Consider the following 25,085-nt stretch of genomic DNA (forward strand, 5'->3'; position numbering starts at 1 on the left):
TACTCGGTAGGCCCAAAGCCAGGGCTGCCTGATCGCCGGGCTGGCTGCCTGTAGTCAGTCGATGTACTCATGGCTGCCGCGAAGGATGGAAAACTGATTGCCCTCGGGGTCGGCCAGAACGACCCAGCCGGTCCCTGGGCCGTGGATGCCGCGGTGGTCGGCCACTTCGGTCGCCCCGAGTCCGCGCAGCACGCCGAGTTCCTCTTTTCTACCTGCACGGCGTATCGACGCGGAAGGTCGACGACTTGGTGCGCGCGCTGGGCGCCGACACCGGCATCAGCAAGTCCGAGGGCTCGCGGATTTGCGCCGATCTGGACGCCGAGGTCAGCGCCTTCCGCGACCGCTCGCTGGCCGAGCAGGCCTTCCTCTACGTGTTCATCGACGCCACCTGCTGCAAGGACCGGGTCAACCGGCGGGTGGTCTCCCAGGCCGTCGTGTTCGCCACCGGGGTGCCGCCGACGGGCACCGCGAGGTGCTCGGCTTCGCCGTCGGCGATTCCGAGGACGGCGCCCCTCTGGACGGAGTTCCTGCGCACACTGAAGGCCCGCGGCCTGACCGGCCTCCAACTGGTCATCTCCGATGCCCATAGCGGACTCAAAAGCGCGATCGCTACGGTGCTGCTCGGGTCGTCCTGGCAGGCGCTGACGGGTGCACTTCATGCGCAACGTGCTCGACCAGGTGTCCCGCGGCAACAGCGAGATGGTCGCCGCCGCCATCCGCACGGTCTTCGCCCGGCCTGACGCCGAATACGTGCGATCTCAGCTCGACGTCATCGCCGGCATGCTCGGCCGGCAGTTCCCCAAGGCCGAGGCGATGCTGCGCGACGCCGAAGAGAACCTGCTGGCCTTCAGCGCCTTCCCGGTCAGTCACTGGAAGAAAATCTGGTCGACCAATCCGCTGGAGTGGCTGAACAAGGAGATCAAGCGCCGCACCGATGTCGTCGGCGTCTTCCCTAACCCGAGGCACTACTGCGGCTGGCCGGCGCGGTGTTGGTCGAGGCGCACGACGAATGGCAGCTCTCTGACCGCCGCTACCTCTCCGAACTCTCTATGGCCCTGCTCAACCGGCCGACTCCCTCAGCGAAGAAAGGTAGCGCAGCCCGCCCTGATCGCGTCATAGTCACCACACCGCTGACCAACACGGTGAGGACTAAATCCACCACTCCGCGGGACGTCACCACCTGCGGCATCAACGGCTCGAATACCGCCGCCCACTGTCCATCGGTCAACTCGGCGCGAGTCCCCACGGGTCAAGATCCCACGCCGGGCTCCAACCACTTGGGAGACACGCCCCAGGGTTGCAGCGAGACGATGAGGGGCGGCCGGCACGGGCCGGCCGCCCCTCTACGAACCCGCGATCAGTCGGCCGCGAGCAACTCGGCCGGATTGCCGAGCACCCAGATCTCCGGCGCGGAGCCCGAGTTCGCAGCCAGCAGCAGTGTGTCCCCGTCCGTCGTGACGTCAACGCCGGTGAGGGGCCGGTTCGCCGGCACCGGAACGGCGCGCCAGTCCCGGCCGTCCTCCGACAACCAGACGACGGCGCCGCGCTGACCGTCGGATCCGCGCGTGCCGGCCGCGGCGAAGCCGCCGTCGATCACGCGGATCGGGCCGAAGCTGTCGCCACGCTCACCGAGCTGCGTGGCTTCGAAGGTGACGCCATCCCTCGTCCGCCACACCGTCTCGCGGCCGTCACGGGAACCCTGCAGCAGGGTCGTGTCGTCCGTGGTCGTGCAGGAACTGAGTGACCCGAACGTGCTGCCGAGCGCCGCCGTGTCGATCTGCTGCCACTGGCCCCCGGTCCGCCGCCATGCCAGCGGGCGCTCCTGCGCCTGCTCGGTGGCCTGCCCGACGACGAGCAGGTCGCCCCCGGGGAGAGCGCAAGCCCCCCGGGCGGTGTACTGGCCTCCGGGCACGGTAGAGGTGAACGGGCCGACCTCGTGGGCCCACGTCACCCCATCAGTCGAGGTCCACACGGCCGCCTCATTGAGCGACCTGAATTCGAACGACTCCCGGCTGGCGCCCACCGCCACCCAGGAGTCGCCGGTGTAGGTGAGGTCGGTCAGGTACTCCGAGCGTGGGGTGTCGAAGCCGGTGACCGGCGTCCACTCGCCGCCTGCCGGACGGAACCAGCCGGTCAGGTTGAGCTTTTCGTCGCCGTCGCCGTCGGTCGCGATGTCGGCGCCCAACAGAACCGAAGCGCCGTGCGGATCGCTGGCCAGCCCCACCGTCGAAAGACGCTCACTTTCGGCCGGATCCCAGGGCCGATCGGCTACCACGCCTCCGCTGACCGTATAGGCGGCGGTGGTCACCTCCTGTCTCCAGCCGCCCCTCGCCGTCGGTGTGACCGTCGCGTGGGAGCCAATCAGCACGGGCGAACCGTCGCGTTGTATGGCCCCCAGGGAGCGACCGGCATCGTTCGTGCCGAGCTTCACCGGGTCGTTGGACCAGTGGCCTCTAGCGCTCATGACGCCGACCCTGCCGACGTTGCGGGCGGATTGCGCGATCACCACCGAGCCGTCCTCGGAGAGCCCGGCGACGGCGGCAGCACCCGGCACCTTCCAGTAGCTCGCCGAACCCAGCACCGTCCAGGTACCGGTGACGTCGCGCTGCAGAACTGCGAAGTTGAGCGCGTTCTCCGCTTGAACGGGGGTCACCAGCCGGTCGCCGCCCGCAATCGGGGCGGCGAGCCACGCACTGACACCGCCCCCCGGCGGGAAGCCAACCTGTGTGGTGTCCAGCGCGGGCAGCTGCTCCGCGGTCCACTCGTCGCCGTCGGCGGAGGACCAGGCCGCCGCGGTGGTGAGACTGTCGGCGCCCCACACCGAGCCAGTGATCACGAACCGTTCGCCCTGCATGGCCACGCCGTGGGGAACCGACGGCCCCGAAGCGGGCGCCATCGCCACGCTCCACGTGTTGCCACCGTCGGTCGAGCGATACACGACACTCTCGTCCGACTGACCCGGTGCCGCCGCCCGGCCGACGGCGAGCACGGTGTCCCCGAGCACCGTGACGCCATTGAAGCCGCGGAACTCACGGGAGTCCGGTGCCTCAGGCAGGACCGCCAGACCGCTCTCCTCGCCAACTCGCACGGCCACCGGCCGATCGTCGCGGTTCCTGCCGACGATGAGCACCCCGTTGCTGAGGGGAACGGCAGCCCCGGGGGCTACCGCTGCGTCGATGGCCTCGTCCGGGAGCGCGACTGCCTTCCACGCGGAGCGGTCGCTGGATTCGACGAGGAAGGGCACGATCGACTCACCGGCCCGCCACGTCGTACCGGCCACCCAGGTCATCGCACCGTCCGTGGTGGCGACGGCGGCTTGGCCGTAGGCATCCATAGGCAGGGGCAGGTCCTTCCACCGCCACTCGTCGCCGAGATTGGTCCAGACGCGGGCGCGGTCGGGCTCACCGGGATCAGCGCCCGAGACCGCCAACAACGGCGGCAGATCCCCGTGCGCGCCGAGAACAGCCCGGATGTCGATCCTCGGTCCGCTCATCTCCGCAGTCGCGGGTAGCGCGCTCTGCGACCATTCCGCCCGCTCGTCGAGCGTCGACGACGTTTGACTGGGGCCACAGGCCGTAAGCGTCAGGGATAGCAGGCCCGCGCTGGCGGCGAGCGCCCGGTGGCGGGCGGACCAGAACATCAAGAGTGGACTCCTCGGTCGAAGCGGCCGTTGCCGTTTCGACCAGCGTGCATCGGTCACTGCACACAAAAGACACAGTCATCGGTGCTCTCACTCGATCGAGCCCCGTCTGACCTTCCACCGGGCGACCATGGCGCGTGTCTCATCCACGTGCCCGGGCCGGCACGGGTAGCCGCGCTCGACCTGCCGCAGCCGTGACCTCCAGACCGTCCGTCGATGGCGGTCTACGGCCCCCGCCGACGTATGCGGGAGTGGCTATTGACCGGCGCCGCATCGAAGGAGGCGCGTCTGCTCGCCCGCCGCTGCCGCCGTGGACCACGGAGAGTGAGGGCATCGAGTGAGGATCGCCTTGGCTGCGTGCAGCCACCTTGCAGCCACCCCGAGCACAGCCAAGTCAAACCGAGATCCTCCCTCGGAGACCCGACCGGAGTTTTGACCAGCGCCTTCCGGGGCCGAGACCAACCGTGGCAACCTGAGAGACCTACCGTAGATCGGTCTTGAAAACCGCTAGGAGTTCACGCTCCGTGGGTTCGAATCCCACGCCCTCCGCTCACCCGTCCGCGCCCGGCACCGGCCGTGCGGTGCACGGGGCTCCCCGGGTCCGAAGGTGAACGGGACCTGTTCGTATCGACGACGGCCTGCTTCCATGTCGTCACGCGCCGTTCACACGAATGAGTGACAGTCCTCGGCGTCGTACCGATCCGTCCCACCCGGGAGGCCATCCGTGCCGTTCGCCCACTCGATGACAGCGCGCAGGGTCGCCGCCGTCACCGCCGTCGCCGTGGGGGGTGCTCTGCTCGGCGCGTCCCCCGCACTGGCGGTCGAGCCGCCCGCCGGCAGCCCGTTCATCAGCGAGTTCCACTACGACAACAGCGGTGCCGACGCCAACGAGCGCGTCGAGGTCACCGCCGCGCCGGGCACCAACCTCACCGGCTGGACGCTCGTCGGCGTCAACGGCAAGGGTGGCGCCCCCTACGCGACGAAGACGCTGTCCGGCGTCGTCGGCGAGTCCGGCACGGTGGTCGTCGACTTCGCCGGCCTGCAGAACGGCAACCCGGACGGCATCGCCCTGGTGGACGCCGCCGGCACGGTCGTGCAGTTCCTGTCCTACGGTGGCGCCTTCACCGGCACCATCGACGGCGAGCCGGTCGACTCCACCGACGTCGGGGTGACCGAGGGCAGCGGCAGCCCGGCCGACGGCTCGATCCAGCTGGTCGACGGCGCGTGGGTGGTCACCGACACCAACACCTTCGGCGCGGCCAACACGGTCGCCGAGCCCGAGCCCGAGCCCGAGCCCGAGCCCGAGCCCGAGCCCGAGCCGGTCGACTGCGCCACCGACGGCCTCACCGCCATCACCGACGTCCAGGGCCCCGGCGACGAGAGCCCCCTGGTGGGCGAGACGGTCACCGTCGCCGGCGTCGTGACGAGCAGCCCCGACGGCTTCGGCAGCGTCTTCGTGCAGGACCCGGCCGCGGCACCGGGCGACGCCTCGACCGCGGTCAACGTCTTCCGCGCCGACGGCCTCGAGATCGGCGACGCCGTCCAGGTCACCGGTGAGGTCGCCGAGTACAACGGCCTGACCCAGGTCGAGGCGAGCGCGGTCGCGGTCTGCGACGACGACGCCGCTCTGCCCGCCCCGGTCACCATCGACTGGGCGCAGACCGACGCCGCGGCCCGCGAGTCGCTGGAGGGCATGCTCTTCCAGCCCACCGGCGATTACACGGTCACCGAGGTCTACAACCTCAACCGCTACGGCGAGATCATGCTCACCGTCGGCACCGAGCCGCTGCGCCAGGCGACCGACGTCGTCGAGCCCGGCGAGGAGGCCATCGCCTACGAGGCGGCGAACGCCGAGAAGGTGCTGCTGCTGGACGACGGTCGCAGCACCAACCTCGCGACCGCCGGGCTGGAGCCCAGCTACGGCTCCCCCGAGGACGCCATCCGGGTCGGGGACCGGGTCACCTCCTTCGGTGAGGTGCCCTACGTCCTCGACTACCGGTACGACGCCTGGCGCGCCCAGCCGGCCACCGTCGTCACCGCGGAGACCAGCGGGAAGGCCGTCTTCGACGACAGCAACCCGCGCACCGACGCCCCCGAGGAGGTCGGCGGCGACGTCCAGGTCGCCTCGTTCAACGTCCTCAACTACTTCACCACCCTCACCTCCGTCGATGACGACGCCCGCGGGGCCGAGAACGCCGCCGAGCTGGCGGAGCAGCAGGCCAAGATCGTCACGGCGATCAACGCCCTGGGTGCCGAGGTGGTCGCCCTGGAGGAGATCGAGAACTCGGTGAAGTTCGGGGAGGACCGCGACGAGGCGCTGGCCGCCCTCACCGTCGCGCTGAACGCCGCGGCCGGCGAGGACCGCTGGGCGTTCGTGCCCTCGCCGTCGGTGCTGCCGCCGGTGGAGGACCAGGACGTCATCCGCAACGCCTTCATCTACCAGCCGGCCGCGGTCGAGCTGGTGGGGGAGTCGGTGGTCGACACCGACGAGATGTGGGCCGGGCTGGCCCGTCAGCCGCTCGCGCAGACCTTCCGCGCGGCCGGTGAGGAGTTCACGGTCGTCGTGAACCACTTCAAGTCCAAGGGCTCGGCGCCCGAGGGCGACGAGGACACCGGCGACGGCCAGGGCAACGCCAACGCCACCCGCATCGCGGAGGCCGAGCGGCTGGTCGCGTTCGTCGACTCGCTGGAGGGTGCGGCCGAGGCCACCATGCTGATCGGTGACTTCAACAGCTACACGATGGAGGACCCGCTCGACGTCCTCGCCGAGGCTGGTTACACCAACCTCGGGGCGGAGACCGGCGAGAGCACCTACGTCTTCAGCGGCCGGGTCGGCTCCCTCGACCACGCGTTCGCCTCGCCGGCGCTGGAGGAGGCCGTCACCGGCGTCGACATCTGGAACATCAACTCCGTCGAGTCCTACGGCTACCAGTACGACGGCTACCCCGGTTGGTACGACGACGACCCGTTCCGGTCCTCCGACCACGACCCGATCGTCGTCGGCCTGGACCTCGGTGAGCCGGGCACCGGTGGCGGTGGCGACGGCGAGGACGACGGCACGGTCGACCTGCAGCTGCTCGGCATCAACGACTTCCACGGCCGGCTGGACGACGCGGTGGCCCTGGCGGGCACCGTCGAGGAGCAGCGGGCCCGGGACGACGTCGACGCCACCCTGCTGCTGTCGGCCGGGGACAACATCGGCGCCTCGCCGTTCGTCTCCGCCAGCCAGCAGGACGCCCCCACGCTCGAGGTGCTGAACGAGATGGGGCTGCAGGCCTCGGCCGCGGGCAACCACGAGTTCGACCGCGGCTTCGCCGACCTCACCGACCGGGTCGGGGTCGACGGCGAGAGCGGCCTGGCCGACTTCCCGATCCTGGGGGCGAACGTCTACGGCGCCGACGGTGAGCCGGCGCTGCCGGAGTACGCGCTGCTGGACGCCGAGGGCGTCACGGTCGGCGTGATCGGCGTCGTCACCGAGGAGACGAGCTCGCTGGTCTCCCCGGCCGGCATCGAGGGCATCACCTTCGGGGACCCGCTCGAGGCGACCAACCGGGTGACCGACGAGCTGACCGACGGGGTCGGGGACGAGGCGGACGTGATCGTCCTGCTCGCCCACGAGGGTGCCCCGGAGGGCGAGGCGACCAGCACGCTGGAGGAGCAGCTCGCCGCCGACACCGCGTTCGCCGCCCTCGTCAACGGCGCGGACGCCGACGTCGACGCGATCTTCACCGGGCACACGCACCAGACCTACGCCTGGGAGGCGCCGGTCCCCGGCACCGACGGGACCCGTCCGGTGATCCAGACCGGCTCCTACGCCGCGGACCTCGGCCGGATCGTGCTCTCCTACGACGAGGCGACCGGTGAGGTCACCTCCTCGACGGTGGAGAACCTGACGCTCACCGAGGTGCCGGCCGACGAGCTGGTCGCCGCCTACCCGCGGGTCGCCGAGGTCGCCGAGACCGTCGCGGCCGCCCAGGCGGTGGCCGAGGAGATCGGCAGCCAGGTCGTCGGCTCGATCACCGCCGACATCACCCGGGCCTTCACCACCGGTCCGGAGGGTCAGCAGGTCGAGGACCGCGGGTCGTACTCGGCCCTCGGCGGCCTGGTCGCGGACAGCTACGTGTACGGGGCCGCGGACAGCGCCATCGAGCCGGCCGACCTCGGCCTGGTCAACCCCGGCGGCCTGCGGGCCGACCTGCTGTACGGGGAGGACGGCGTGATCACCCTCGCCGAGGCCAACGAGGTCACCCCGTTCGCCAACGACCTGGTGGTCGTCAGCCTCACCGGCGCCCAGCTGGTGGAGGTGCTGGAGCAGCAGTGGCAGCCCGAGGGCAGCTCGCGGCCGTTCCTGGCCCTGGGCACCTCCGAGGAGCTGACCTGGTCCTACGACCCGGAGGCGCCCGCCGGTGAGCGGATCATCGTCGAAAGCATCCGGATCTCGAGGGAGCCGATCGACCTCGACGCCACCTACCGGGTGGCGACCAACAGCTTCCTGGCCTCCGGCGGTGACAACTTCACCACCTTCGCCGAGGGGACCACGGAGGGCACCGGGCTGATCGACTTCGACGCCTTCCGGGCGTACCTGGAGGAGAACTCGCCGCTCAGCCCGGAGAGCTTCACCGACCGGGTGACCGTCGGGGAGGCCGAGGAGCCGCAGGCGCCGGCGACCGTCGCGGTCTCGCCGACCACGTTCGCCCACGGTGACAAGGTCACCTTCTCGGTGACCGGCTTCGGCCCGGAGGAGCGGGTCGTGGTCACCGTCGGCGGGAAGCGGCTGGGCAACGTGCGCACCGACGCCGAGGGCGCCGCGTCGGTCCGGGTCACGGTGCCGAAGTCGGTGGGCGTGGGCGCCGTCCAGGTCACCGCGACCGGCGCGACCTCGGGGACGACCGCGAGCGTCGAGGTGCAGGTCACCGAGAAGCCGAAGCCGGGCAACGGCAACGGCGGTGGCAACGGCGGCGGCTTCGGTGGCGGCTTCGTGGGCCAGCTTCTGGGCTGGCTGTGGCAGCTGCTGCGGGGCTGGCTGGGCTGACCGGCCGGGGCGCTCCGCCCCGGCTGAGGTGACGCGCCGACCCGGTGCGCCACCGAGCGAGCACGACGGCGGGCCCCCGACTCCGGTCGGGGGCCCGTCGCCGTCCCGGGCGGGTGCTGGTCCCACCCGGGCGGGTGATCGTCCTCAGGCGTCACCCGTTCGTGCCGATTCGATCTCGTGGCCCTTCCTCCATCACTCCACGCCCGGGACGCGGTCGCGGCTGCCCGGGCGTCGGTCGTGGTGCTCGCGGCGAGCGCCGTCGTCGTCGCCGGTGCCGCCGTGCTCGACCCCGTGAACCGCACCGTGCCCGGGCAGATCGCCTGCTGGACGGCGGTGACCCTGCTGCTGAGCGGGGTGGCGGCCTGCCGGCTGGTGCCCGCCGAGCGGCTGGACGCGCACGGCGGGCTGCTCGCCATCCCCCTGCTGGGAGCGGTGCTGGCCAACGCGACCAACCTCGCCACCGGCGACACCTCCGCGGCGGCCCAGGTGTTCCTGGTCATGCCCACCCTGCTCGGCGCCGCCAAGTTCCGGGCGGTCGCCGCCTCCCTGGTCACCTCGGTGGCCGTCGCCGGCAACGTGCTGGTGACCCTCCTGCTCGCCGACCCGGTCCGCGCGGTGACCGACTCGCTGTTCACCGGGACGGCGCTCATCACACTGACCGTGGTGCTGGTCGGTGCGGAGGGACGGCGCGAGGACCTCGTGCGGGTGCTGCAGCAGCAGGCCACCATCGACGCCCTCACCGGGCTCGTCACCCGGCGGGTCCTCGACGACGCCGTGGCCGACGCGGTGGGCACCCCGCCCGGGACGGCCCTGGTGCTGGTGGACATCGACCGGTTCAAGGTGGTCAACGACGTCCACGGCCACCCGGTCGGTGACGCGGCGCTGGCGCACGTCGCCGGGGTGCTGGCCCGCGCCGTCCGCCGGTCGGACGCCGTGCTGGGCCGGATGGGCGGTGACGAGCTGGCCCTGCTGATGCGCGGCTGCTCCGCGACGGCGGCGGTCGGCCGGGCGCGGCAGGTGCTGGAGGCGGTGCGCACCCACCCGCTGGAACTCCCCGACGGGTCGCTGCTGGCGCTGTCGGTGAGCCTCGGGGTCGCGCACGTCGACGCGGACGGCGATGCCGGTGCGTTGTACCCGGCCGCGGACGAGGCGCTCTACCGGGCCAAGCGTGCCGGGCGGGACCAGCTCGCCGTCGCCGAGGCGTGAGCCGACCTGCCGGGCCGAGCTCTACAGTCGCGTCCGTGCCCGCGTCGACGAGCCGCCCGACGCGGTTGACCGGCCGCACCGCCCGCCGCCGGCGGGCCGACGGCGACCTGCCCTCCCGCTGGCGCCGATGGCCGCACCTGCGGCACCCAGCGCAGGTGGTCGTCGCCGCGTTCGCGCTGGCGGTGTCGGTGGGCACCCTGCTGCTCTGGCTGCCGATCGCCAGCGTGCCGGAGAGCAGCCCGTCGCTGCTCCAGGCGCTGTTCACCGCCACCTCCGCGGTCTGCGTGACCGGGCTGACGGTCGTCGACACCCCCGTCTACTGGACCGGGTTCGGCGAGGCGGTGATCCTCGCGCTGATCCAGGTCGGCGGGTTCGGGATCATGACCCTGGCCTCCGTGCTGGGCCTGGTGCTCGCCCGCCGGCTCGGTCTCCGCGCCCGGCTGAACGCCGCGGCCGAGACCAAGAGCATCGACGTCGGCGACATCCGCCGGGTGGTCGTCGGGGTCGCCACGATCAGCCTGCGGTTCGAGGCGGTGGTCGCCGTCGTTCTGGCGGGGCGGTTCGCCCTCGGCTACGACCAGAGCCTCCCCGAGGCGCTGTGGAACGGCGTCTTCCACGCCGTCTCCGCGTTCAACAACGCCGGCTTCGCGCTGTTCTCCGACAACCTCATCCCGTTCGCCACCGACCCGTGGATCTGCCTGCCGATCAACGCCGCCGTCATCGCCGGCGGGCTCGGCTTCCCGGTGCTCATGCAGCTGCGCCGTGACCTGCGGGTGCCGCGGAAGTGGGTGATGAACACCCGGCTGGTGCTGCTGGGCACCGGGGTGCTGCTCGCCGTCGGCACCGTGTTCCTCACCGCGCTGGAGTGGCGCAACCCGGCGACGCTCGGCCCGCTGTCGGTGCCCGGCAAGCTGCTGGCCGGGTTCACCACCGCGGTCATGCCGCGCACCGCCGGCTTCAACGTGCTCGACGTGGGCGCCATGGAGCCCGCCAGCTGGCTGGCCACCGACCTGCTGATGTTCATCGGCGGCGGGCCCGCCGGCACGGCCGGCGGGATCAAGGTGACCACGTTCTTCGTGCTGGTCTTCATCGTGCTCACCGAGATCCGCGGTGAGGGCGCGGTGAACGTGCTGGGCAAGCGGCTGCCGCGCTCGGTGCAGCGGCAGGCGATCACGGTGGTGCTGCTGTCGGTCATGGCCGTGGGGCTCCCGGTGCTGGCGCTGCTGGTCGCCACCCCCTTCACCCTCGACCGGGTGCTGTTCGAGGTGGTCTCGGCGTTCTCCACCGTGGGACTGTCCACCGGCATCACCGCCGACCTGCCCGCGTTCGGGCAGCTGCTGCTGGTGGCGCTGATGTTCATCGGCCGACTCGGCCCGATCACCCTGGCCTCGGCGCTGGCCCTGCGGCAGCGCACCCAGGCCTACGAACTACCGAAGGAGCGACCCGTCATTGGCTGACTGGCTGCACTCCCGCCGCTCCGGCGGCCGGCGGGCCCCGTCGAACGCCGTCGTCGTCATCGGCCTCGGGCGGTTCGGCTCGGCGCTGGCGCTCGAGCTGATGGCCGCCGGCACCGAGGTGCTGGGCATCGACGCCGACCCCGACATCGTGCAGGAGCTCAACGGCCGGCTCACCCAGGTGGTGCGGGCCGACTCCACCAAGGAGGAGGCGCTGCGGCAGCTGTCGGTGCCCGACTTCGACCTGGCCGTGGTGGGCATCGGCACCGACGTCGAGGCGAGCATCCTCACCACCTCGCTGCTGCTCAGCTTCGGCATCGAGGGCCTGTGGGCCAAGGCGCTCAGCGAGCCGCACGGCCGGATCCTCCGCCAGCTCGGCGTCCCGCACGTGATCTACCCCGAGCACGACATGGGCCGGCGGGTGGCGCACCTGGTGCGCGGGATGGTGCTGGACTACATCCAGTTCGAGGACGACTTCGCCATGGTCAAGACCCGGCCGCCGGCGGACACCATCGGCAGGCGGCTGGGCGACACCGGCGTGCGGACCCGGCACCAGGTGACGGTCGTGGCGGTCAAGCGCCCCGGTGAGGGGTTCACCTACGCCACCGCGGACACCGTGCTGGAACCCGATGACGTGATCATCGTGGCCGGCCGGACGAAGCTCGCCGAGAAGTTCAGCCAGCTGGCCTGAGGCCTCACCCCTTGGGGGCGGCCCGGGGCCGGTCGGGCACAGCGGACCGTCCCCGGTGTCGTTGACCAGGTGTGCGACTGCCGACGGCGATGAGGGCCCGCGACCCGCGGGCCGCCGCGCGCACGGCGCTGCCCATCATCGCCGTGGTCGCCGTCGTCGTGGCGGTCTTCACCACCTTCGGACCCAACTCGGTCAGCGTCACCACCCGCGCCGCGTCCTGGGGCACGGTCGCGCTGCTGGTCGCCGTCGGCGCGGTGCTGCTGCTGGTCCCGGCCGAGCGGCTGGACCGGCACGGCGCCTTCGCCTGGCTCGGTCTGCTCGGCGTCGTGCTGGTCTGCGCGATGAACGTGGTCACCAACGACCCCTCGGCCGCGGCGCAGGCCTTCCTGTCCTTCCCGGTGCTCTGGGTCGCCGCGCACCTGCGCCGGGCCGCCGTCGCGCTGGTCACCACCGGGGCGGTGCTGCTGGACGCCGCCGTCCTGCTGGTGCTGCTGCCGCTGGAACCGGCGCTGACCGACCTGGTGTTCTTCGGCAGCGTGCTGGTGGTGATCTCGCTGATGCTCGTGCGCGCCGGCGACGTCCAGGAGCGCCTGGTCGCCGCGCTGCACCGGCAGGCGAGCGTCGACTCGCTCACCGGCCTGGTGAACCGCCGGGTGCTCGACGAGGCGCTGGCCGGCGCCCTCACCGCCCCGCTGCACCCGCAGGGCACCGCGCTGGTGCTGGTCGACGTCGACTCGTTCAAGGCGATCAACGACCAGCACGGCCACCCGGTCGGCGACGACGCCCTCGTGCACGTGGCCGGGGTGCTGCGCAGCGTGGTCCGCGCCGGGGACGCCGTGCTCAGCCGGATGGGCGGGGACGAGCTGGCGGTGCTGCTGCCCGACTGCCCGCCCGACGTCGCCACCCGCCGGGCCACCGAGGTGCTCGACGCCGTCCGTGCCTCCCCGGTGCGGCTGCCCGACGGCTCGCTGCTGGCGCTGTCGGTGAGCCTGGGGGTCGCGCACGCGCCGGTGCACGCCACCGGGCTGGAGGAGCTCTACGCGGCCGCCGACGCCGCGCTGTACGCCGCCAAGCGGGGTGGCCGGGGCCGGGTCGCCCTCGCCGGGGCCCGCTGATGTCCTGTCTGCTGGCCCTGGGATCAGGAAACCTGATCGTGCGTGCTCCTGGCTCACGGTGGGGGGTGAGCCAGGAGCACTCGAGGTGAGCCAGGACGGCCTCAGCGCAGCCGGCGGGCGGTGGCGGCCAGCGTGCGGGCGGTGAGCCGGCCGTCGGCCAGCCCGAGCGCGACGACGTCGTCGAACACCTGACCGTCCGCGGCGGCGGCGCGGACGACGCCGTCCATCAGCCGGGGCCAGCGCGACAGCTGCGACGCCGCCCGGACCGAGCGCAGGTGCCCGCCCAGCCGCCGGGCCAGCATCGCCCGGTGCACCGCCCCGGCCCGGGCGCCGTGCGACGCGGCGAGCCCGGCGAGCGCACCGGAGAGCACCGCGTAGAAGATCCCCTCGCCGGTCAGCGGGTTGACCAGCGAGCGGGCGTCGCCGGCCAGCAGCACCCGGCCGTCGGGCGTGCGCGGGTGCCCGGTCGACAGCGGCAGCCGGTGGGCGCGCAGCTGCTCGGGCGCGATCCCCGGCAGCAGCCGGTGCAGCCCGGCGACCAGCCCGGCCCGGGTGACCGCGCCCGAGACGAGCTCGCCGTACCCGACGTTGGCCCGGCCGTCGCCGATCGGGAACGACCAGGCGTAGGCCGGCCAGCGCTGGTCGGTGGTGGTCACCACCTGCACGCCGGCCTGGCCGGGCGGCTCGGGCGCGTACCCGCGGATCGCCACCGCCAGCCGGTCGCCCCGGTTCACCGGCACGCCCAGCGCCCGCCGGACGACGGACTCCGCCCCGTCGGCGCCGACCACCACGGAGGCACGGAAGCGGCCGTCGACGTCCACGGAGTCGCCCCGGTCGGTCACCGAGCGCACGGTGTGCCGGACGAACCGGACCCCGCCGTCCAGGACCCCGCCGCCCAGGACCTGAGCCAGCAGCCGGCCGTCGAGCACCGCGCGCGGCACCACCACGGACGGACGGCGGGTCGCCCGCTCCACGACGTCGCCCCCGGGCCCGGTCAGCCGCAGCCGGGGCACCCCGGGGAAGCCGTCGGTCAGCGCGGCGACGTCCAGCCCGAGGGCGGCGAGGACGTCCAGCGCCTCCGGGGCGACGCCGTCACCGCAGACCTTGTCCCGGGGGAAGTCCGCCCGGTCGACCACGAGCACGTCGGCGTCCGGCGCCGCCCGGCGGGCCGCCGCGGCGCACGCGGCACCGGCCGGCCCGCCCCCGACGACGAGGACGTCGACCTGCTCCACGGGCGGCATACCGGGTTTCGTCAGGCGCTGGGGGTGGGGGTCCACTTGCGGGCCGGGTGCTCGTAGCCCTCGACGAAGGCCAGCAGCCCGGCCGCGTCGTGCACCACCCCGAGCGCAGCGAGCCGGTGGGCCGCCAGGTAGCCGTCGTCGACCATCCGCTGCAGCTGGGCCAGCTGCGGCTGCCAGAACCCGTCGACGTCGAGCAGCGCCGTCGGCTTGGCATGCAGCCCGAGCATCCCCCAGGTCCAGGCCTCGAAGAGCTCCTCGAGGGTCCCGGCCGCGCCGGGCAGCGCCACGAAGGCGTCGGCGAGGTCGGCCATGGTGGCCTTGCGCTCGTGCATGGTCCGCACGACCTCCAGCCGGGGTAGGCCGGGGTGGGCCAGCTCGTCGTCGACCAGGTGCTGCGGGATCACCCCGACCACCTCGCCGCCGGCGGCCAGCGCGGCGTCGGCGACGACGCCCATCAGCCCGACGTGCCCGCCGCCGTAGACGATGCCCACCCCCGCCCGGGCGAGGCCGGTGGCGAAGGCGGCGGCGGCCCGCTGGTGGCTCTGCGGGCCGGCCTGGGAGCCGGTGAAGACGGCGATGCGCACGCCGACCACGGTAGGGGGGCGCGCTCGCCGGTGCTCTGCTCACCCCTGGTCAGCGGAGCACCGGTGCGCGAGCCGGGCGATCAGCCGGACGCTGTCGGGTCGACCACAGCAGGCGTGGCCGTGCGTCCGGAGGTGTTCACCCGTTGTGGCACTCCGTGTCACCCGTTCGTGGCGAGCGCACCGCAGAGTCCCCGCCGACGGATGCGGCACCGACCATGCGGGAGCACTTGATGAGCCACGGTCACGACCACGGACACGGTCACCACCACCACCACCACCACCACGACCACGACCACCACGGCGAGGTCGCCGGGGTCGAGGGCACCTGGGCCGACCCGGAGGCCGACGACCCGTTGTCGGTCTCGCGCCGGGCCTTCCTGGCCACCGCGGCCGCCGTCGCGGGTGCCGCTGCCGCCGTCGGTGGCGGGGTCGCCGGCGTCGGCCAGGGCGTCGCGCGCGCCGCCGACGGCGGCACGACGACGAACCCGTGGAAGAGCGGGATGCGTTACCTCGCCGGCGACCACCACATCCACACCCAGTACTCGCCCGACGCGCAGTACGACGTGCTGACCCAGGTCATCAAGGGCCGGCAGTACGGCCTGGACTGGATGGTCATCACCGACCACGGTGGCGTCGCGCACCAGAAGCTCTCGATCGACAAGATCACCCCGGAGATCGAGCGGGTCCGCCGCCAGTACGCGGGCACGATGATCTACCAGGGCCTGGAGTGGAACATCCCGGGCGCCGAGCACGCGACCGTCATGCTCCCGCCCGGCAACGCGACCGTCGACGTCCTCAAGGCCTTCGAGGCCGGCTACGACGGCAGCGTGCTCTCGGCGAACGGCGTCCGCGGCGACGTGGAGCCCTACGCCATCGAGGCGCTCAAGTACCTGGAGAACCAGGTGCGCAACCGGCGCGTGGAGATGGCGCTGATGTTCGCCAACCACCCCAGCCGCAAGGGCATCGACAGCCCGCACGAGATGCGCAACTGGCGGGACGCGGCCCCGCAGGTCGCCGTCGGCATGGAGGGCGCGCCGGGCCACCAGGCCGCCGGCATCCCGGAGTCGCAGGGCGGCCCCGGCAGCGCCCGCGGCTACTACGACGGCTCGCCCGGGTCGGCGAGCTTCCCCGGCTACCCGCTGGAGTCCTACCGCACCTGGGGCGGCTTCGACTGGATGACCGCGACGGTCGGCGGCATGTGGGACTCGCTGCTGGCCGAGGGCAAGCCCTGGTGGGTCACCGCCACCTCCGACTCGCACCGGGTCTTCCGCGACACCCGCATCCAGGGCCCGCTGGACTTCGACGCCCACGGCACCAAGGGCGACCCGGTCGACACCGGCCGGCCCATCACCCAGTACGGGGACTTCTGGCCCGGCCAGTACAGCAGCACCCTGGTGGCGGCGGACTCCCGCTCGTACCTGGGCGTCATGCAGGCGCTGCAGGCCGGCAAGATCGTCGCCGTGCACGGCCGGATCATCGAGGGCCTGGACGTGCGGGTCCGCTCCGCCCAGCACGGTGACGCGCAGGGGGCCACCCTCGGTGGCCGCACCTGGGTGCGCCGCGGCGGCGACGTGACCGTCACCATCACCGTCAAGGTGGCCGGTGGCGCGAACGCCAACGGCGACGTGCCGAAGCTGGCCAAGGTCGACCTGATCAGCGGCCCGGTCACCGGTCCGGTCAGCGACCGGGACGTCTTCACCGCGCCGGAGACCAGCGTGGTGAAGACCTTCGAGGTGGGGCGCGGCCGGGCGCAGTGGACCTTCGAGCACACGTTCAAGAACGTGGACCGCTCGTTCTACGTCCGCCTGCGCGGCAGCGACGGCAAGCAGATGGACTCCGCCGGCAACCCGCTCATCGACGTCGTCGGTGACGCGAACCCGTGGGAGGACCTCTGGTTCTACGCCAACCCGGTCTTCGTCGACGCCGTCTGATGAGCGGCCTCTGGTGGGGCGGCGCGTCCGTGGAGCGTGACCCCGCGGACGCCCACCTGCTGGCGGCCGTCGACCGGGCCCTCGTCGGGTCCGGGGCCGCGGCGGAGCTGGTCTGCACCCATGTGGACCGCTCCGCCGCGGACCCGCGGACGGGGGTGTCGATCCGGCTCTCCGGCCCGCCGGCCGACCCGGCGGCGACGCAGGCTGCGCTCGCCCGCGAGCTGGGCGGCCCGGTCCTCGCCGAGCCCACCGCCTCCCCGGCCCCGGACGGCGACGACGACGCCGCCCCGGCCCGGACGGCGCTGGCCGAGGCGTCGTCCGCGGTGGCCGGGCGGGCGATCCGATTCCCGGGCGCCGACGGCGTCCGCGGGCGGGTGCCGGTGGCCGAGCTGGTGGCCGGGACCGCCGTCGATGCGGTCATGGCGGTGGGCGCGACGGTCGGACCGGACGACGTCGTCGACGCCGGCCCGAACGGCTTCCTGCGGCCGCAGCTGACCGGCGGCCGGATGACGTTGCTGGTCGAGCGGGCCGCCGGCGGGGTGTTCACGCCGTTCGAGAGGGAGAACCCGCACATCTGCTGCGAGGGCGGCGACCACTGACCCCTGCCCGCAGTAATGGCCATTGGCGCCTCCCTCCCGGGGCGACAATGGCCATCACTGCGCTGGGGGTCAGACGACGGGGGTGGCGAAGCCGATCTCCATCGTGGCGATGCACGCGGGGAAGGTCTCGAACACCCGGGCCCGCTCGGGGGAGGCGTTGTACTCGGCCTCGACCCGGCGGAACTCGGCCTCGTCGCCGTCGTGGGCCACCGCCCAGGTGAACGTCTCGTGCTCGCGGTCGGCGAGGGCGAACAGCAGCCGGAAGCCGTACTGCTCCCGCACCGGGGTCAGGGCCGGGAACCAGGCCAGGAAGTCGGCCATCCGGCCGGGCTCGAGCTGGTAGCGGCGCAGCTGCACGGTCTCCATGCCGCCCATCCTGCGCCGGACCCGGCCCGGGCCCGGCGCAGGGGCCGTCAGGGCACCGTCGTCAGGGCACCGCCGTCAGGGCACCGCCGTCAGGACGAGGGCGGGCCGTAGAACTGCAGGTCGTTGCCCTCGGAGTCCTTGAACGGCGCGATCCGGCCCCACGGGTGGTCGCTGATCCCACCGGTGAACTGCACGCCCTTGTCGCGCAGCGCGGCCACCTCCCCGTCCAGGTCGCCGTCGGGCTGGAAGGTGATCACCGCGCCCCCGTCGGTGGGCTGGGCGTTCTCCCGCGCGTTGAGGCCGATCATCAGGCCGCCGGCGTCGAACTCGCTCCAGTCCTCGGTCGTCTTGGTCTCGCTCAGCCCGAGGGTGTCCCGGTAGAACGCCCGGGCCCGGTCCATGTCGCTCACCGGCACCCAGACGCTCGCCACTCCGCTGGCCATGACTCTCCTCTGCTCGATCAGCTGGTGACCCGCGAGTGCCCCGGAGGACCAAGCGGCAACCGCCGCCACGGCGCGGCAGACTGGCGGGCCGGACCACGACGACGAGAGGACGGCGGTGCGCTCCCCGACCGACGGCTGGACCACCTGTGCGCTCGGGCACCAGCACTGGGGGCTGGCCGGGGCCGCCGGTCTGCTGGTGCACCGCGACGGCGCCGACGGCGTCGAGGTGCTGCTGCAGCTGCGCGTCGGCTGGTCGCACCACGGCGGCACCTGGGGCACGCCCGGCGGCGCGCTGCACCCGGCCGAGTCCGCCGCCGACGGCGCGCTGCGGGAGGCGGGGGAGGAGCTGGGCCTGCGCCGGGCGGACCTGGTGCTCGGCGCGGAGTCGGTCGACGACCACGGTGGCTGGCGCTACACCACGGTGCTCGCCTCGCCGGCCGGGCCGCTCGACGCCGAGCACCTCGTGCTCAGCGACGAGAGCGCCGGCGTCGGCTGGTTCCGGGTCGCTGCGCTGCCCGGCGTGCTGCTGCACCCGGGTCTGGCCGCCTCGCTGCCGGTGCTCGTGCCGCTGCTGGGCTGAGTCGCCCGACCGGTCAACGCGGGGCGATCGTCGCGGTGACCAGCCGGTGGTCGCCGAAGGCCAGCTGACGCACCTGCGGGTCGCCGGCCCGCGCGCCGGCGTCGCCGAGCAGGTGGTCGAACTGCACCCGGGGTGCCGGCGCCGGGTAGGTCGGCTCGGCCACCAGCCGCCGCCCGCCCCAGACCCGGGCCGGCAGCGGCCCGATCAGGTTGAGGTCACCCGCCAGCACCACCGGGCCGGGCAGGGTGGCCGCCCAGCGGCGCAGCCGCAGCAACTGGCGCACCGCGGTGTGCGGGGCGAAGGAGAGGTGGGTGCCGATCACCGTGCACCCGTCGAGCTCGGCGGCGACCGCCAGCCGCGGCTCGTCCGGGAACCACCACAGCCGGTTCCGGCCGGTCCGGGGGTCCGGGGCCTGCAGCGGCAGCCGCGCGCGGCCGGCGCCCAGCGCGTGCACCGACCAGCGCCGCACCGGCAGCCGGCTGAACAGCGCGATGCCGTAATGGGCGCCGTCGGCGGGGTGCTCCGGCCCGCGAAGGCCGACCGCGGCGGGGGACCAGCTGCGGAACGGGTCCGGCGTGCCGGCGACCGCGGCGGCGAACCGCCAGTCGGTGGCGCCCAGGGCGGTGGCGACCTCGGCGGGCTGGTCGGTGTGCTGCGAGCGGGGCTGGCCCACGTCGACCTCCTGCACGGCGAGCACGTCGACGTCGACCGGGCCCAGTGCCTCGCGCAGCGCCGCCGGGGCCAGCGAGCGGCCCCGGGCGTCGCGGCCGGAGGCGAGGTTGAGCGTCCCGACCCGTAGCTGCACCCGGCCATCAGACCAGGGCAGTCGGTCGGCCGAGGCGGGTGCCCGTCGCGGCGGCTAGGTTCGGGCCGTGAGTGCGCGCGACGACGTCTCGGAGATCTTCGACCCCACGGCGTGGCAGGAGGTCCCCGGCTTCGAGGGCCTGACCGACCTCACCTACCACCGGGCCGTGGACGCCGGGGTCGTGCGGGTGGCCTTCGACCGCCCCGAGGTGCGCAACGCCTTCCGGCCGGAGACCGTCGACCAGCTGCTCGCCGTCCTGGAGCACGCGCGGCTGGCCCGGGACGTCGGCTGCGTGCTGCTCACCGGCAACGGGCCGAGCCCGAAGGACGGCGGCTGGGCCTTCTGCTCCGGTGGCGACCAGCGGGTGCGCGGCCGCTACGGCTACGAGGGGCAGGCCGGCACGCCGGGCCGGCTGCACGTGCTGGAGGTGCAGCGGCTGATCCGGTTCATGCCGAAGGTGGTCGTCTGCGTGGTGCCGGGCTGGGCCGCCGGTGGCGGGCACAGCCTGCACGTCGTCGCCGACCTCACCCTGGCCAGCGCCGAGCACGCCCGGTTCAAGCAGACCGACGCCGACGTCGGCAGCTTCGACGGCGGGTTCGGCTCGGCCTACCTGGCCCGCCAGGTGGGGCAGAAGTTCGCCCGCGAGATCTTCTTCCTCGGCGAGGAGTACTCCGCCGCCGACGCGCACGCGATGGGCATGGTCAACCGGGTGGTGCCGCACGCCGAGCTGGAGGCGACCGCGCTGGACTGGGGGCGCCGGATCGTGGCCAAGAGCCCGACCGCCCAGCGGATGCTCAAGTACTCGTTCAACCTGATCGACGACGGCCTGGTCGGGCAGCAGCTCTTCGCCGGGGAGACCACCCGGCTGGCGTACATGGCCGAGGAGGCCGTCGAGGGTCGCGACGCGTTCCTGGAGAAGCGCGACCCGGACTTCAGCCAGTTCCCCTGGCACGTGTAGGACGACGGAAGGAGAGACGATGATCGTCGAGGTGATCACCGGTGCGGACGAGGTGCCGGAGGTGCGGGTGGCCGACGTCGAGGACCTGGGGCGGCTGCACCTGGCCCTGGGTGCGCTGACCGACGCCGACGCCGACCAGGCGCTGCGGGCGGCGGGCCTGGGCCGGCTGGACGACGGCACCGGGCTGCTGGACGTCGCCGCGCTGCGTGCCGCCGCTGAGCGGGAGGCGAGCTCCCCCGACTGGGGGGACCGGTTCGACGAGATGGTCGCGGCCGCGGGGGACGCCGGCTGGACCGCCGACGACGGCGCCAGCCTGCGCACGCACGTCGAGCCGGCCGCGTCCGCCTGACCGGACGAGCAGGTCGGCGCACCACCGACCGGGGCGCGGTGTGCCCTGGCCGGCCTCTGCGGAGAGCCACCGCGAGGTCACGTTCGGCTCCGGGCGGTCTCGATTCGGAACCTGTGATTTCAATATGAGTGCGCGCGCTTGTTGTGGTCACTCCACTTTCTTGGGCACGATTGCACGGTGACGACCACAGACGCGCCTCCCCGACCTGCCGGCGCCCGCCCGCCGGGCCGCCCGCTGTCCACGGAGCTCTCCGAGCAACTGGTCGCGGTTGCGGTCGACATCCTGGCTGACGAGGGGTGGGGCCGGCTCAACAGCGACCGGGTCGCCGCCCGCGCACGCGCCGGGAAGGCCGGCATCTACCGCCGCTGGCCCACCATGGCCGCGCTCGCCCGGCACGCGCTGAGCACCGGCACGCTGGTGCAGCTGCCGGACGATGGCGGCTCGCTGCGCGCCGACCTGTGCGCGCTGCTGGCCCCCTGGACCCGCCCGCTGGAGCGGATGGAGCGCGCCGCGGCGAGCCTCGTCGGCCCCGCCCGGCACGACGCCGACCTGCGCGCCGGCCTCGAGGAGTCGCTGGTGCGGCCGCTGGCCGCCGTCGTCCGGGAGGTGACCGCCCGGGAGGCCGCCCGCGGGCGCGAGCTCCCGCACGAGCGGGTGGCGCTGCTCGGATCGGTGCTCCAGGCGCTGTGGTGGCAGCGCTACAGCGCCTTCGGCACCGAGCCGATGCGGATGCCCGAGGTCGAGGCGCTGGTCGGTGACGTGCTCATGCCGATCGTCGAGCCGGGCGGCGCGACGGCCTGAGTCCGGTCAGGCCCCGGTCGGGCCGTCGCCGGCCGGACGACCGGTCAGGCGCCCGGTCAGTGCGTGCAGGCACTCCTCCAGGGCGCCGAGCGTGGCCTCGGTGTGCCTGCGCACCTCCGCCTGCTGTGCCTCGTCGGACGGCTCGGCCAGCACCAGCCGGCGGTGCTCGAGCACCAGCACCCGCCCGGCGACCATGAACAGCGCTCCGGTCAGCTCGCTGAGGAACTGCGTGGTCACCGGGTCCGCCGGCGTCCTGCCTGCCGCGAGCAGCTCCCCGGCCACCCGCTGCCAGGCCTGCTCGACGAGGGAGCGCTCGCGTGCCTGCAGGCTCGGGCTGTGCGCCAGCGCCTCCAGGTAGCTGCGGTTCTCCGGCCGCGCCTCCTGCTCCAGCAGGGCGGTGAGGTCGGCCTGCAGGTACTCGCGCAGCGCCGCCGTCGGGTCCTGCCCGGCCGGCCGCTCCGCGACCGCGGCGGCGACCCGCTCCACCCACGGCGTCCGGCCGTCGAAGAAGAGGTCCTCCTTCGTCGGGAAGTGGTTGAACACCGTCTGGACGGCGACGTCGGCGGCCGCGGCGACATCGGCGATCGTCACGCCGTCGAAGCCGCGCTCGGCGAACAGCCGCTGCGCGACGCTGCGGATCTCGGCCCGGGTCTGCGCCTTGCGCAGCTCCCGCCGGCCCCCCGTGGCCTCGGTCACGGCACTCAATCTAGGTGCCCGCCACCGATAGCGGTGGCAGCGGTCTCACCCCGGGGGTGGCGCGCCCCGGGCGGCCGCGCGCAGCCGGTCCTGCGCCGGCGACCAGTCCGCCCACACCGCCGTCGCCCAGGCCCGCACCAGCGCGGGCAGGTCGACGACGTCCAGGTCGGCGGCGAGGTCGGCGATCGTCGTCGTCCAGCGGGCCGGCGGGGTCAGCCCGGCCGGTGCACCGGCGCCGCCTTCGTCGGCGGCCGGGACCCGGCCGTGCTCCAGCGCCAGGCACAACCGCACCGGTGCGGCCGCGGGCTCGCCGGCGACCAGGTGCTGGGCGTCGTAGGCGTCGGTGGCCAGCCGCAGCAGGCCGGCGGCCCGCGGGTCCTGCGCGGCCTCGTCCCGCAGGCCGCGGACGGTGACGGCGAACAGCGCCGAGCAGCCGGCCGAGGCACCCGGGTGCCCGGCGGCCAGCCCGGGGACGACGGCGAGCACCGCCCCGCACCCGGGGCAGGCCGCCGTCTCGGTCGGCCCGGCGGCCGCGCCCGCCGGGTCGCGGATGACGGCGCGGGGGTCGACGGCGCTCACGCCGACCGATCGTGCCGCACCGTGACGCCGTCCGCGGCGCGTGGGTGAGACGGCGCGCGAATGGGCAGGCCCCGGAGATGGCTGAACCCACCATCGCTGTCCTGGACGTCGACGGCACCCTCGTCGACTCGAACTACCAGCACGCCCTCGCCTGGTACCGGGCCCTGCGCTCGCTGGGTGAGACGTACCCGGTGTGGCAGCTGCACCGGCTGATCGGCATGGGCGGTGACAAGCTCGTCGCCGCCATCGGTGGGGACGACGTCGAGGCGCGGATCGGTGACCGGGCGCGGGACCGCTGGGTCGAGGAGGTCGACCTGATGATCGGGGAGATGCAGCCGCTGCCCGGCGCCCGCGAGCTGCTGCTGGCGATCCGGGAGCGCGGGCACCGGCTGGTGCTGGCCAGCTCCGGGAAGCCGAAGCACGTCGAGGCCTTCCTCGACCTGCTGGACGCCCGGGACGTCGCCGAGGACTGGACCACCAGCGGCGACGTCGAGGCCTCGAAGCCCGCGCCGGACCTGCTGCAGGTGGCGCTGCAGAAGATCGGCGCCGACCCGGGCGCGTCGGCGGTGATGATCGGCGACTCGGTGTGGGACGTCGAGGCGGCGAAGAAGGCCGGGATGCCGGCGATCGTCGTCCGCTCCGGGGGCTTCGGGGACGACGAGCTGCGCGACGCCGGCGCGGTCGGGATCTTCGACACCCCCGCCGACCTCGCCGCGGCCCTCGACGACACCCCGCTCGCCTAGGCCCTCGGTCGCGCCGCACCTCCGGGCAGGCGCGCCCCACCTCCAGGCATGGGCGGCTGTGCACCCGGTTCCGGGGCCGGAACCGGGTGCTTGGCTTCCTGTGCCTGCGGGGGCATCGGTCGCGGGCGCTCCCCGCGATGCACCCGGCGGCGTCAGCCGACGACGTCGACGCGGGGAGCGGTGTACTCCGGCACCGCGCACAGCGGCGGGCGCTCGTCGGTGGCGACGGTGGTGCTGCTCGGCACGAACCGCTGCCCGTCGTGCTGGAACTGGGTCAGCAGGCCGCCGGGCTCCAGCCCGCTGCGCTCGGCGCGGGCCAGCAGGGTGGAGACGATCTGGCCGGCCATCTTGCCCAGCGCCTCGTCGGTCTGGTGCGAGTGCTGGCGGGTGCCGAGGTCGACCTGGGCGAGCCCGTTGAGGCCGCAGACGCCGAGCAGGTCGACCAGCAGCCCCACCTCGACGCCGTAGCCGGAGACGAACGGCACCCGCTCCAGCGCGGAGCGGCGGCCGGCGTACTCCCCGCCCAGCGGCTGCACGAAGCCGGCCAGCTCCGGCCACAGGGCGTTGAGCAGCGGGCGGGCGGTCAGCTCGGTGACCCGGCCGCCGCCGGCCGGGCGGTGCTCGCCGTCGACGGTCAGCGGCCGGGTGTAGCAGCCCTTGACGTAGTCGACCCGCGGGTCGGTCAGCAGCGGGATGAGCAGCCCGGGCACGTAGTGGCTGACGTCGCCGAGCAGGTCGGAGTCCATGAAGACGACGAGGTCGCCGGAGGTGGCGGCCACGCCCTTCCACAGCGCCTCGCCCTTGCCGCGGCGGTTGCCGTGCGCGGGCAGCACGTCGGCGGCGGCCACGACGTCGGCCCCGGCGTCGCGGGCGACCTGGGCGGTCGCATCGGTGGAGTCGGAGTCGATGACGACGAGCTCGTCGACCAGCGGGACGCCGTGCACCCAGCGGTCGGCGAGATCGCGGACCAGGGTGCCGACGGTCGCCTCCTCGTCCCGCGCGGGCAGGACGACGCTCACGCGGTGCCCACCGCGGCGCTTGGCCAGCAGGAGGGCATCGACGTCGATCTCGGCCAGCGAGGTGGCCGACGTGGTGCGGTTCTCGAACCAGGCGCGGGCGTCAGGTCGCATCAGCCCACTGTCGGGCACGGCCCCACCCCCTGCACGTCGGCGGGGCGTCGTTCACGTGAACTTCACGCACCCCTGCCGCTCCAGCCTGACGGGCGGCGGCGACGGCGGCAACCAACGCACGGTCGTCCGGTCCCCGGCCGTC

At 73.7% G+C, this 25,085-nt stretch carries 24 protein-coding genes; 14 read left to right on the plus strand and 10 right to left on the minus strand.

Features of this window, described 5'->3' with window-relative positions; all coding sequences use genetic code 11:
• Positions 1-54: 54 nt before the first annotated feature.
• Positions 55-225: a VOC family protein gene (locus ACI79A_RS02120; protein WP_457079651.1), complete on the minus strand. Its 171-nt coding sequence runs from the start codon at positions 223-225 to the stop codon at positions 55-57.
• 23 nt (positions 226-248) lie between these two features.
• On the opposite strand from ACI79A_RS02120, the gene ACI79A_RS02125 reads away from it, so the two are divergent.
• Positions 249-740 (plus strand): transposase, encoded by a 492-nt coding sequence (locus tag ACI79A_RS02125; RefSeq protein WP_457079424.1) that lies wholly within the window; start codon positions 249-251, stop codon positions 738-740.
• Positions 658-1,119: a transposase gene (locus tag ACI79A_RS02130; protein ID WP_457079426.1), complete on the plus strand. Its 462-nt coding sequence runs from the start codon at positions 658-660 to the stop codon at positions 1,117-1,119. The genes ACI79A_RS02125 and ACI79A_RS02130 overlap by 83 nt, the downstream gene beginning before the upstream one ends.
• A gap of 238 nt (positions 1,120-1,357) precedes the next feature.
• On the opposite strand, the gene ACI79A_RS02135 is transcribed toward ACI79A_RS02130, so the two are convergent.
• Positions 1,358-3,640, minus strand: coding sequence for a hypothetical protein (locus ACI79A_RS02135; protein ID WP_457079428.1), 2,283 nt, complete (start codon positions 3,638-3,640; stop codon positions 1,358-1,360).
• Between the two features lie 742 nt (positions 3,641-4,382).
• On the opposite strand from ACI79A_RS02135, the gene ACI79A_RS02140 reads away from it, so the two are divergent.
• The 5 genes from ACI79A_RS02140 (at position 4,383) to ACI79A_RS02160 (ending at position 13,138) form a co-directional block, all read left to right on the plus strand.
• Positions 4,383-8,672 carry an ExeM/NucH family extracellular endonuclease gene (locus ACI79A_RS02140; protein WP_457079430.1) on the plus strand — a complete coding sequence of 1,430 codons (4,290 nt, stop codon included), beginning with the start codon at positions 4,383-4,385 and terminating at the stop codon, positions 8,670-8,672.
• A gap of 177 nt (positions 8,673-8,849) precedes the next feature.
• Complete coding sequence (locus ACI79A_RS02145) at positions 8,850-9,878, plus strand: GGDEF domain-containing protein (protein WP_457079432.1); 1,029 nt, start codon at positions 8,850-8,852, stop codon at positions 9,876-9,878.
• A 35-nt stretch (positions 9,879-9,913) separates the two neighbouring features.
• The gene (locus ACI79A_RS02150; RefSeq protein ID WP_457079434.1) at positions 9,914-11,335 is read left to right on the plus strand and encodes a TrkH family potassium uptake protein; all 1,422 of its coding nucleotides are present in this window, start codon (positions 9,914-9,916) and stop codon (positions 11,333-11,335) included.
• Positions 11,328-12,023, plus strand: coding sequence for a potassium channel family protein (locus ACI79A_RS02155; protein WP_457079436.1), 696 nt, complete (start codon positions 11,328-11,330; stop codon positions 12,021-12,023). Before ACI79A_RS02150 ends, ACI79A_RS02155 begins: the two co-directional genes overlap by 8 nt.
• 71 nt (positions 12,024-12,094) lie before the next feature.
• Complete coding sequence (locus ACI79A_RS02160) at positions 12,095-13,138, plus strand: GGDEF domain-containing protein (RefSeq protein WP_457079438.1); 1,044 nt, start codon at positions 12,095-12,097, stop codon at positions 13,136-13,138.
• Positions 13,139-13,239: 101 nt separating this feature from the next.
• Here the strand turns inward: ACI79A_RS02160 and ACI79A_RS02165 are convergent, their stop codons facing one another.
• Together ACI79A_RS02165 and ACI79A_RS02170 are read right to left on the minus strand one after the other, a co-directional pair.
• Positions 13,240-14,379 (minus strand): NAD(P)/FAD-dependent oxidoreductase, encoded by a 1,140-nt coding sequence (locus tag ACI79A_RS02165; RefSeq protein WP_457079440.1) that lies wholly within the window; start codon positions 14,377-14,379, stop codon positions 13,240-13,242.
• A gap of 11 nt (positions 14,380-14,390) precedes the next feature.
• Positions 14,391-14,963, minus strand: a complete 573-nt coding sequence (locus ACI79A_RS02170) for an LOG family protein (protein WP_457079442.1) — start codon at positions 14,961-14,963, stop codon at positions 14,391-14,393.
• A 230-nt stretch (positions 14,964-15,193) separates the two neighbouring features.
• Here ACI79A_RS02170 and ACI79A_RS02175 point away from each other — a divergent pair, with 230 nt between their 5' ends.
• Entirely contained in the window at positions 15,194-16,894 is a 1,701-nt protein-coding gene (locus ACI79A_RS02175; RefSeq protein WP_457079444.1) for a hypothetical protein, read from the plus strand.
• Positions 16,894-17,493: a hypothetical protein gene (locus ACI79A_RS02180; protein ID WP_457079446.1), complete on the plus strand. Its 600-nt coding sequence runs from the start codon at positions 16,894-16,896 to the stop codon at positions 17,491-17,493. Before ACI79A_RS02175 ends, ACI79A_RS02180 begins: the two co-directional genes overlap by 1 nt.
• Positions 17,494-17,562: 69 nt before the next feature.
• Here ACI79A_RS02180 and ACI79A_RS02185 read toward each other — a convergent pair whose 3' ends face one another.
• Together ACI79A_RS02185 and ACI79A_RS02190 are read right to left on the minus strand one after the other, a co-directional pair.
• Positions 17,563-17,859, minus strand: coding sequence for a hypothetical protein (locus ACI79A_RS02185; protein WP_457079448.1), 297 nt, complete (start codon positions 17,857-17,859; stop codon positions 17,563-17,565).
• An 89-nt stretch (positions 17,860-17,948) separates the two neighbouring features.
• A complete protein-coding gene (locus ACI79A_RS02190) occupies positions 17,949-18,302 on the minus strand; it encodes a VOC family protein (protein ID WP_457079450.1) in 354 nt (117 codons plus the stop codon).
• 115 nt (positions 18,303-18,417) lie between these two features.
• Here ACI79A_RS02190 and ACI79A_RS02195 point away from each other — a divergent pair, with 115 nt between their 5' ends.
• Positions 18,418-18,882, plus strand: coding sequence for an NUDIX domain-containing protein (locus ACI79A_RS02195; protein ID WP_457079452.1), 465 nt, complete (start codon positions 18,418-18,420; stop codon positions 18,880-18,882).
• Between the two features lie 13 nt (positions 18,883-18,895).
• On the opposite strand, the gene ACI79A_RS02200 is transcribed toward ACI79A_RS02195, so the two are convergent.
• Entirely contained in the window at positions 18,896-19,687 is a 792-nt protein-coding gene (locus ACI79A_RS02200) for an endonuclease/exonuclease/phosphatase family protein (protein WP_457079454.1), read from the minus strand.
• A 67-nt stretch (positions 19,688-19,754) separates the two neighbouring features.
• Here ACI79A_RS02200 and ACI79A_RS02205 point away from each other — a divergent pair, with 67 nt between their 5' ends.
• The 3 genes from ACI79A_RS02205 to ACI79A_RS02215 all read left to right on the plus strand — a co-directional run bounded on the left by ACI79A_RS02205 (position 19,755) and on the right by ACI79A_RS02215 (position 21,795).
• A complete protein-coding gene (locus ACI79A_RS02205) occupies positions 19,755-20,645 on the plus strand; it encodes a 1,4-dihydroxy-2-naphthoyl-CoA synthase (protein WP_457079456.1) in 891 nt (296 codons plus the stop codon).
• A gap of 19 nt (positions 20,646-20,664) precedes the next feature.
• Entirely contained in the window at positions 20,665-20,994 is a 330-nt protein-coding gene (locus ACI79A_RS02210) for a hypothetical protein (RefSeq protein WP_457079458.1), read from the plus strand.
• Positions 20,995-21,171: 177 nt separating this feature from the next.
• Positions 21,172-21,795 carry a TetR-like C-terminal domain-containing protein gene (locus tag ACI79A_RS02215; protein ID WP_457079460.1) on the plus strand — a complete coding sequence of 208 codons (624 nt, stop codon included), beginning with the start codon at positions 21,172-21,174 and terminating at the stop codon, positions 21,793-21,795.
• A 6-nt stretch (positions 21,796-21,801) separates the two neighbouring features.
• Here the strand turns inward: ACI79A_RS02215 and ACI79A_RS02220 are convergent, their stop codons facing one another.
• Both ACI79A_RS02220 and ACI79A_RS02225 read right to left on the minus strand, forming a co-directional pair.
• Positions 21,802-22,491 (minus strand): TetR/AcrR family transcriptional regulator, encoded by a 690-nt coding sequence (locus ACI79A_RS02220; RefSeq protein ID WP_457079462.1) that lies wholly within the window; start codon positions 22,489-22,491, stop codon positions 21,802-21,804.
• 45 nt (positions 22,492-22,536) lie between these two features.
• The gene (locus ACI79A_RS02225) at positions 22,537-23,070 is read right to left on the minus strand and encodes a DUF5946 family protein (protein ID WP_457079464.1); all 534 of its coding nucleotides are present in this window, start codon (positions 23,068-23,070) and stop codon (positions 22,537-22,539) included.
• Positions 23,071-23,147: 77 nt separating this feature from the next.
• Here ACI79A_RS02225 and ACI79A_RS02230 point away from each other — a divergent pair, with 77 nt between their 5' ends.
• The gene (locus ACI79A_RS02230; RefSeq protein WP_457079466.1) at positions 23,148-23,813 is read left to right on the plus strand and encodes an HAD family hydrolase; all 666 of its coding nucleotides are present in this window, start codon (positions 23,148-23,150) and stop codon (positions 23,811-23,813) included.
• Positions 23,814-23,965: 152 nt separating this feature from the next.
• Here ACI79A_RS02230 and ACI79A_RS02235 read toward each other — a convergent pair whose 3' ends face one another.
• Positions 23,966-24,943, minus strand: coding sequence for a glucosyl-3-phosphoglycerate synthase (locus ACI79A_RS02235; protein WP_457079468.1), 978 nt, complete (start codon positions 24,941-24,943; stop codon positions 23,966-23,968).
• Positions 24,944-25,085: the final 142 nt, after the last annotated feature.

The organism is Modestobacter sp. SYSU DS0657, from assembly GCF_054050925.1.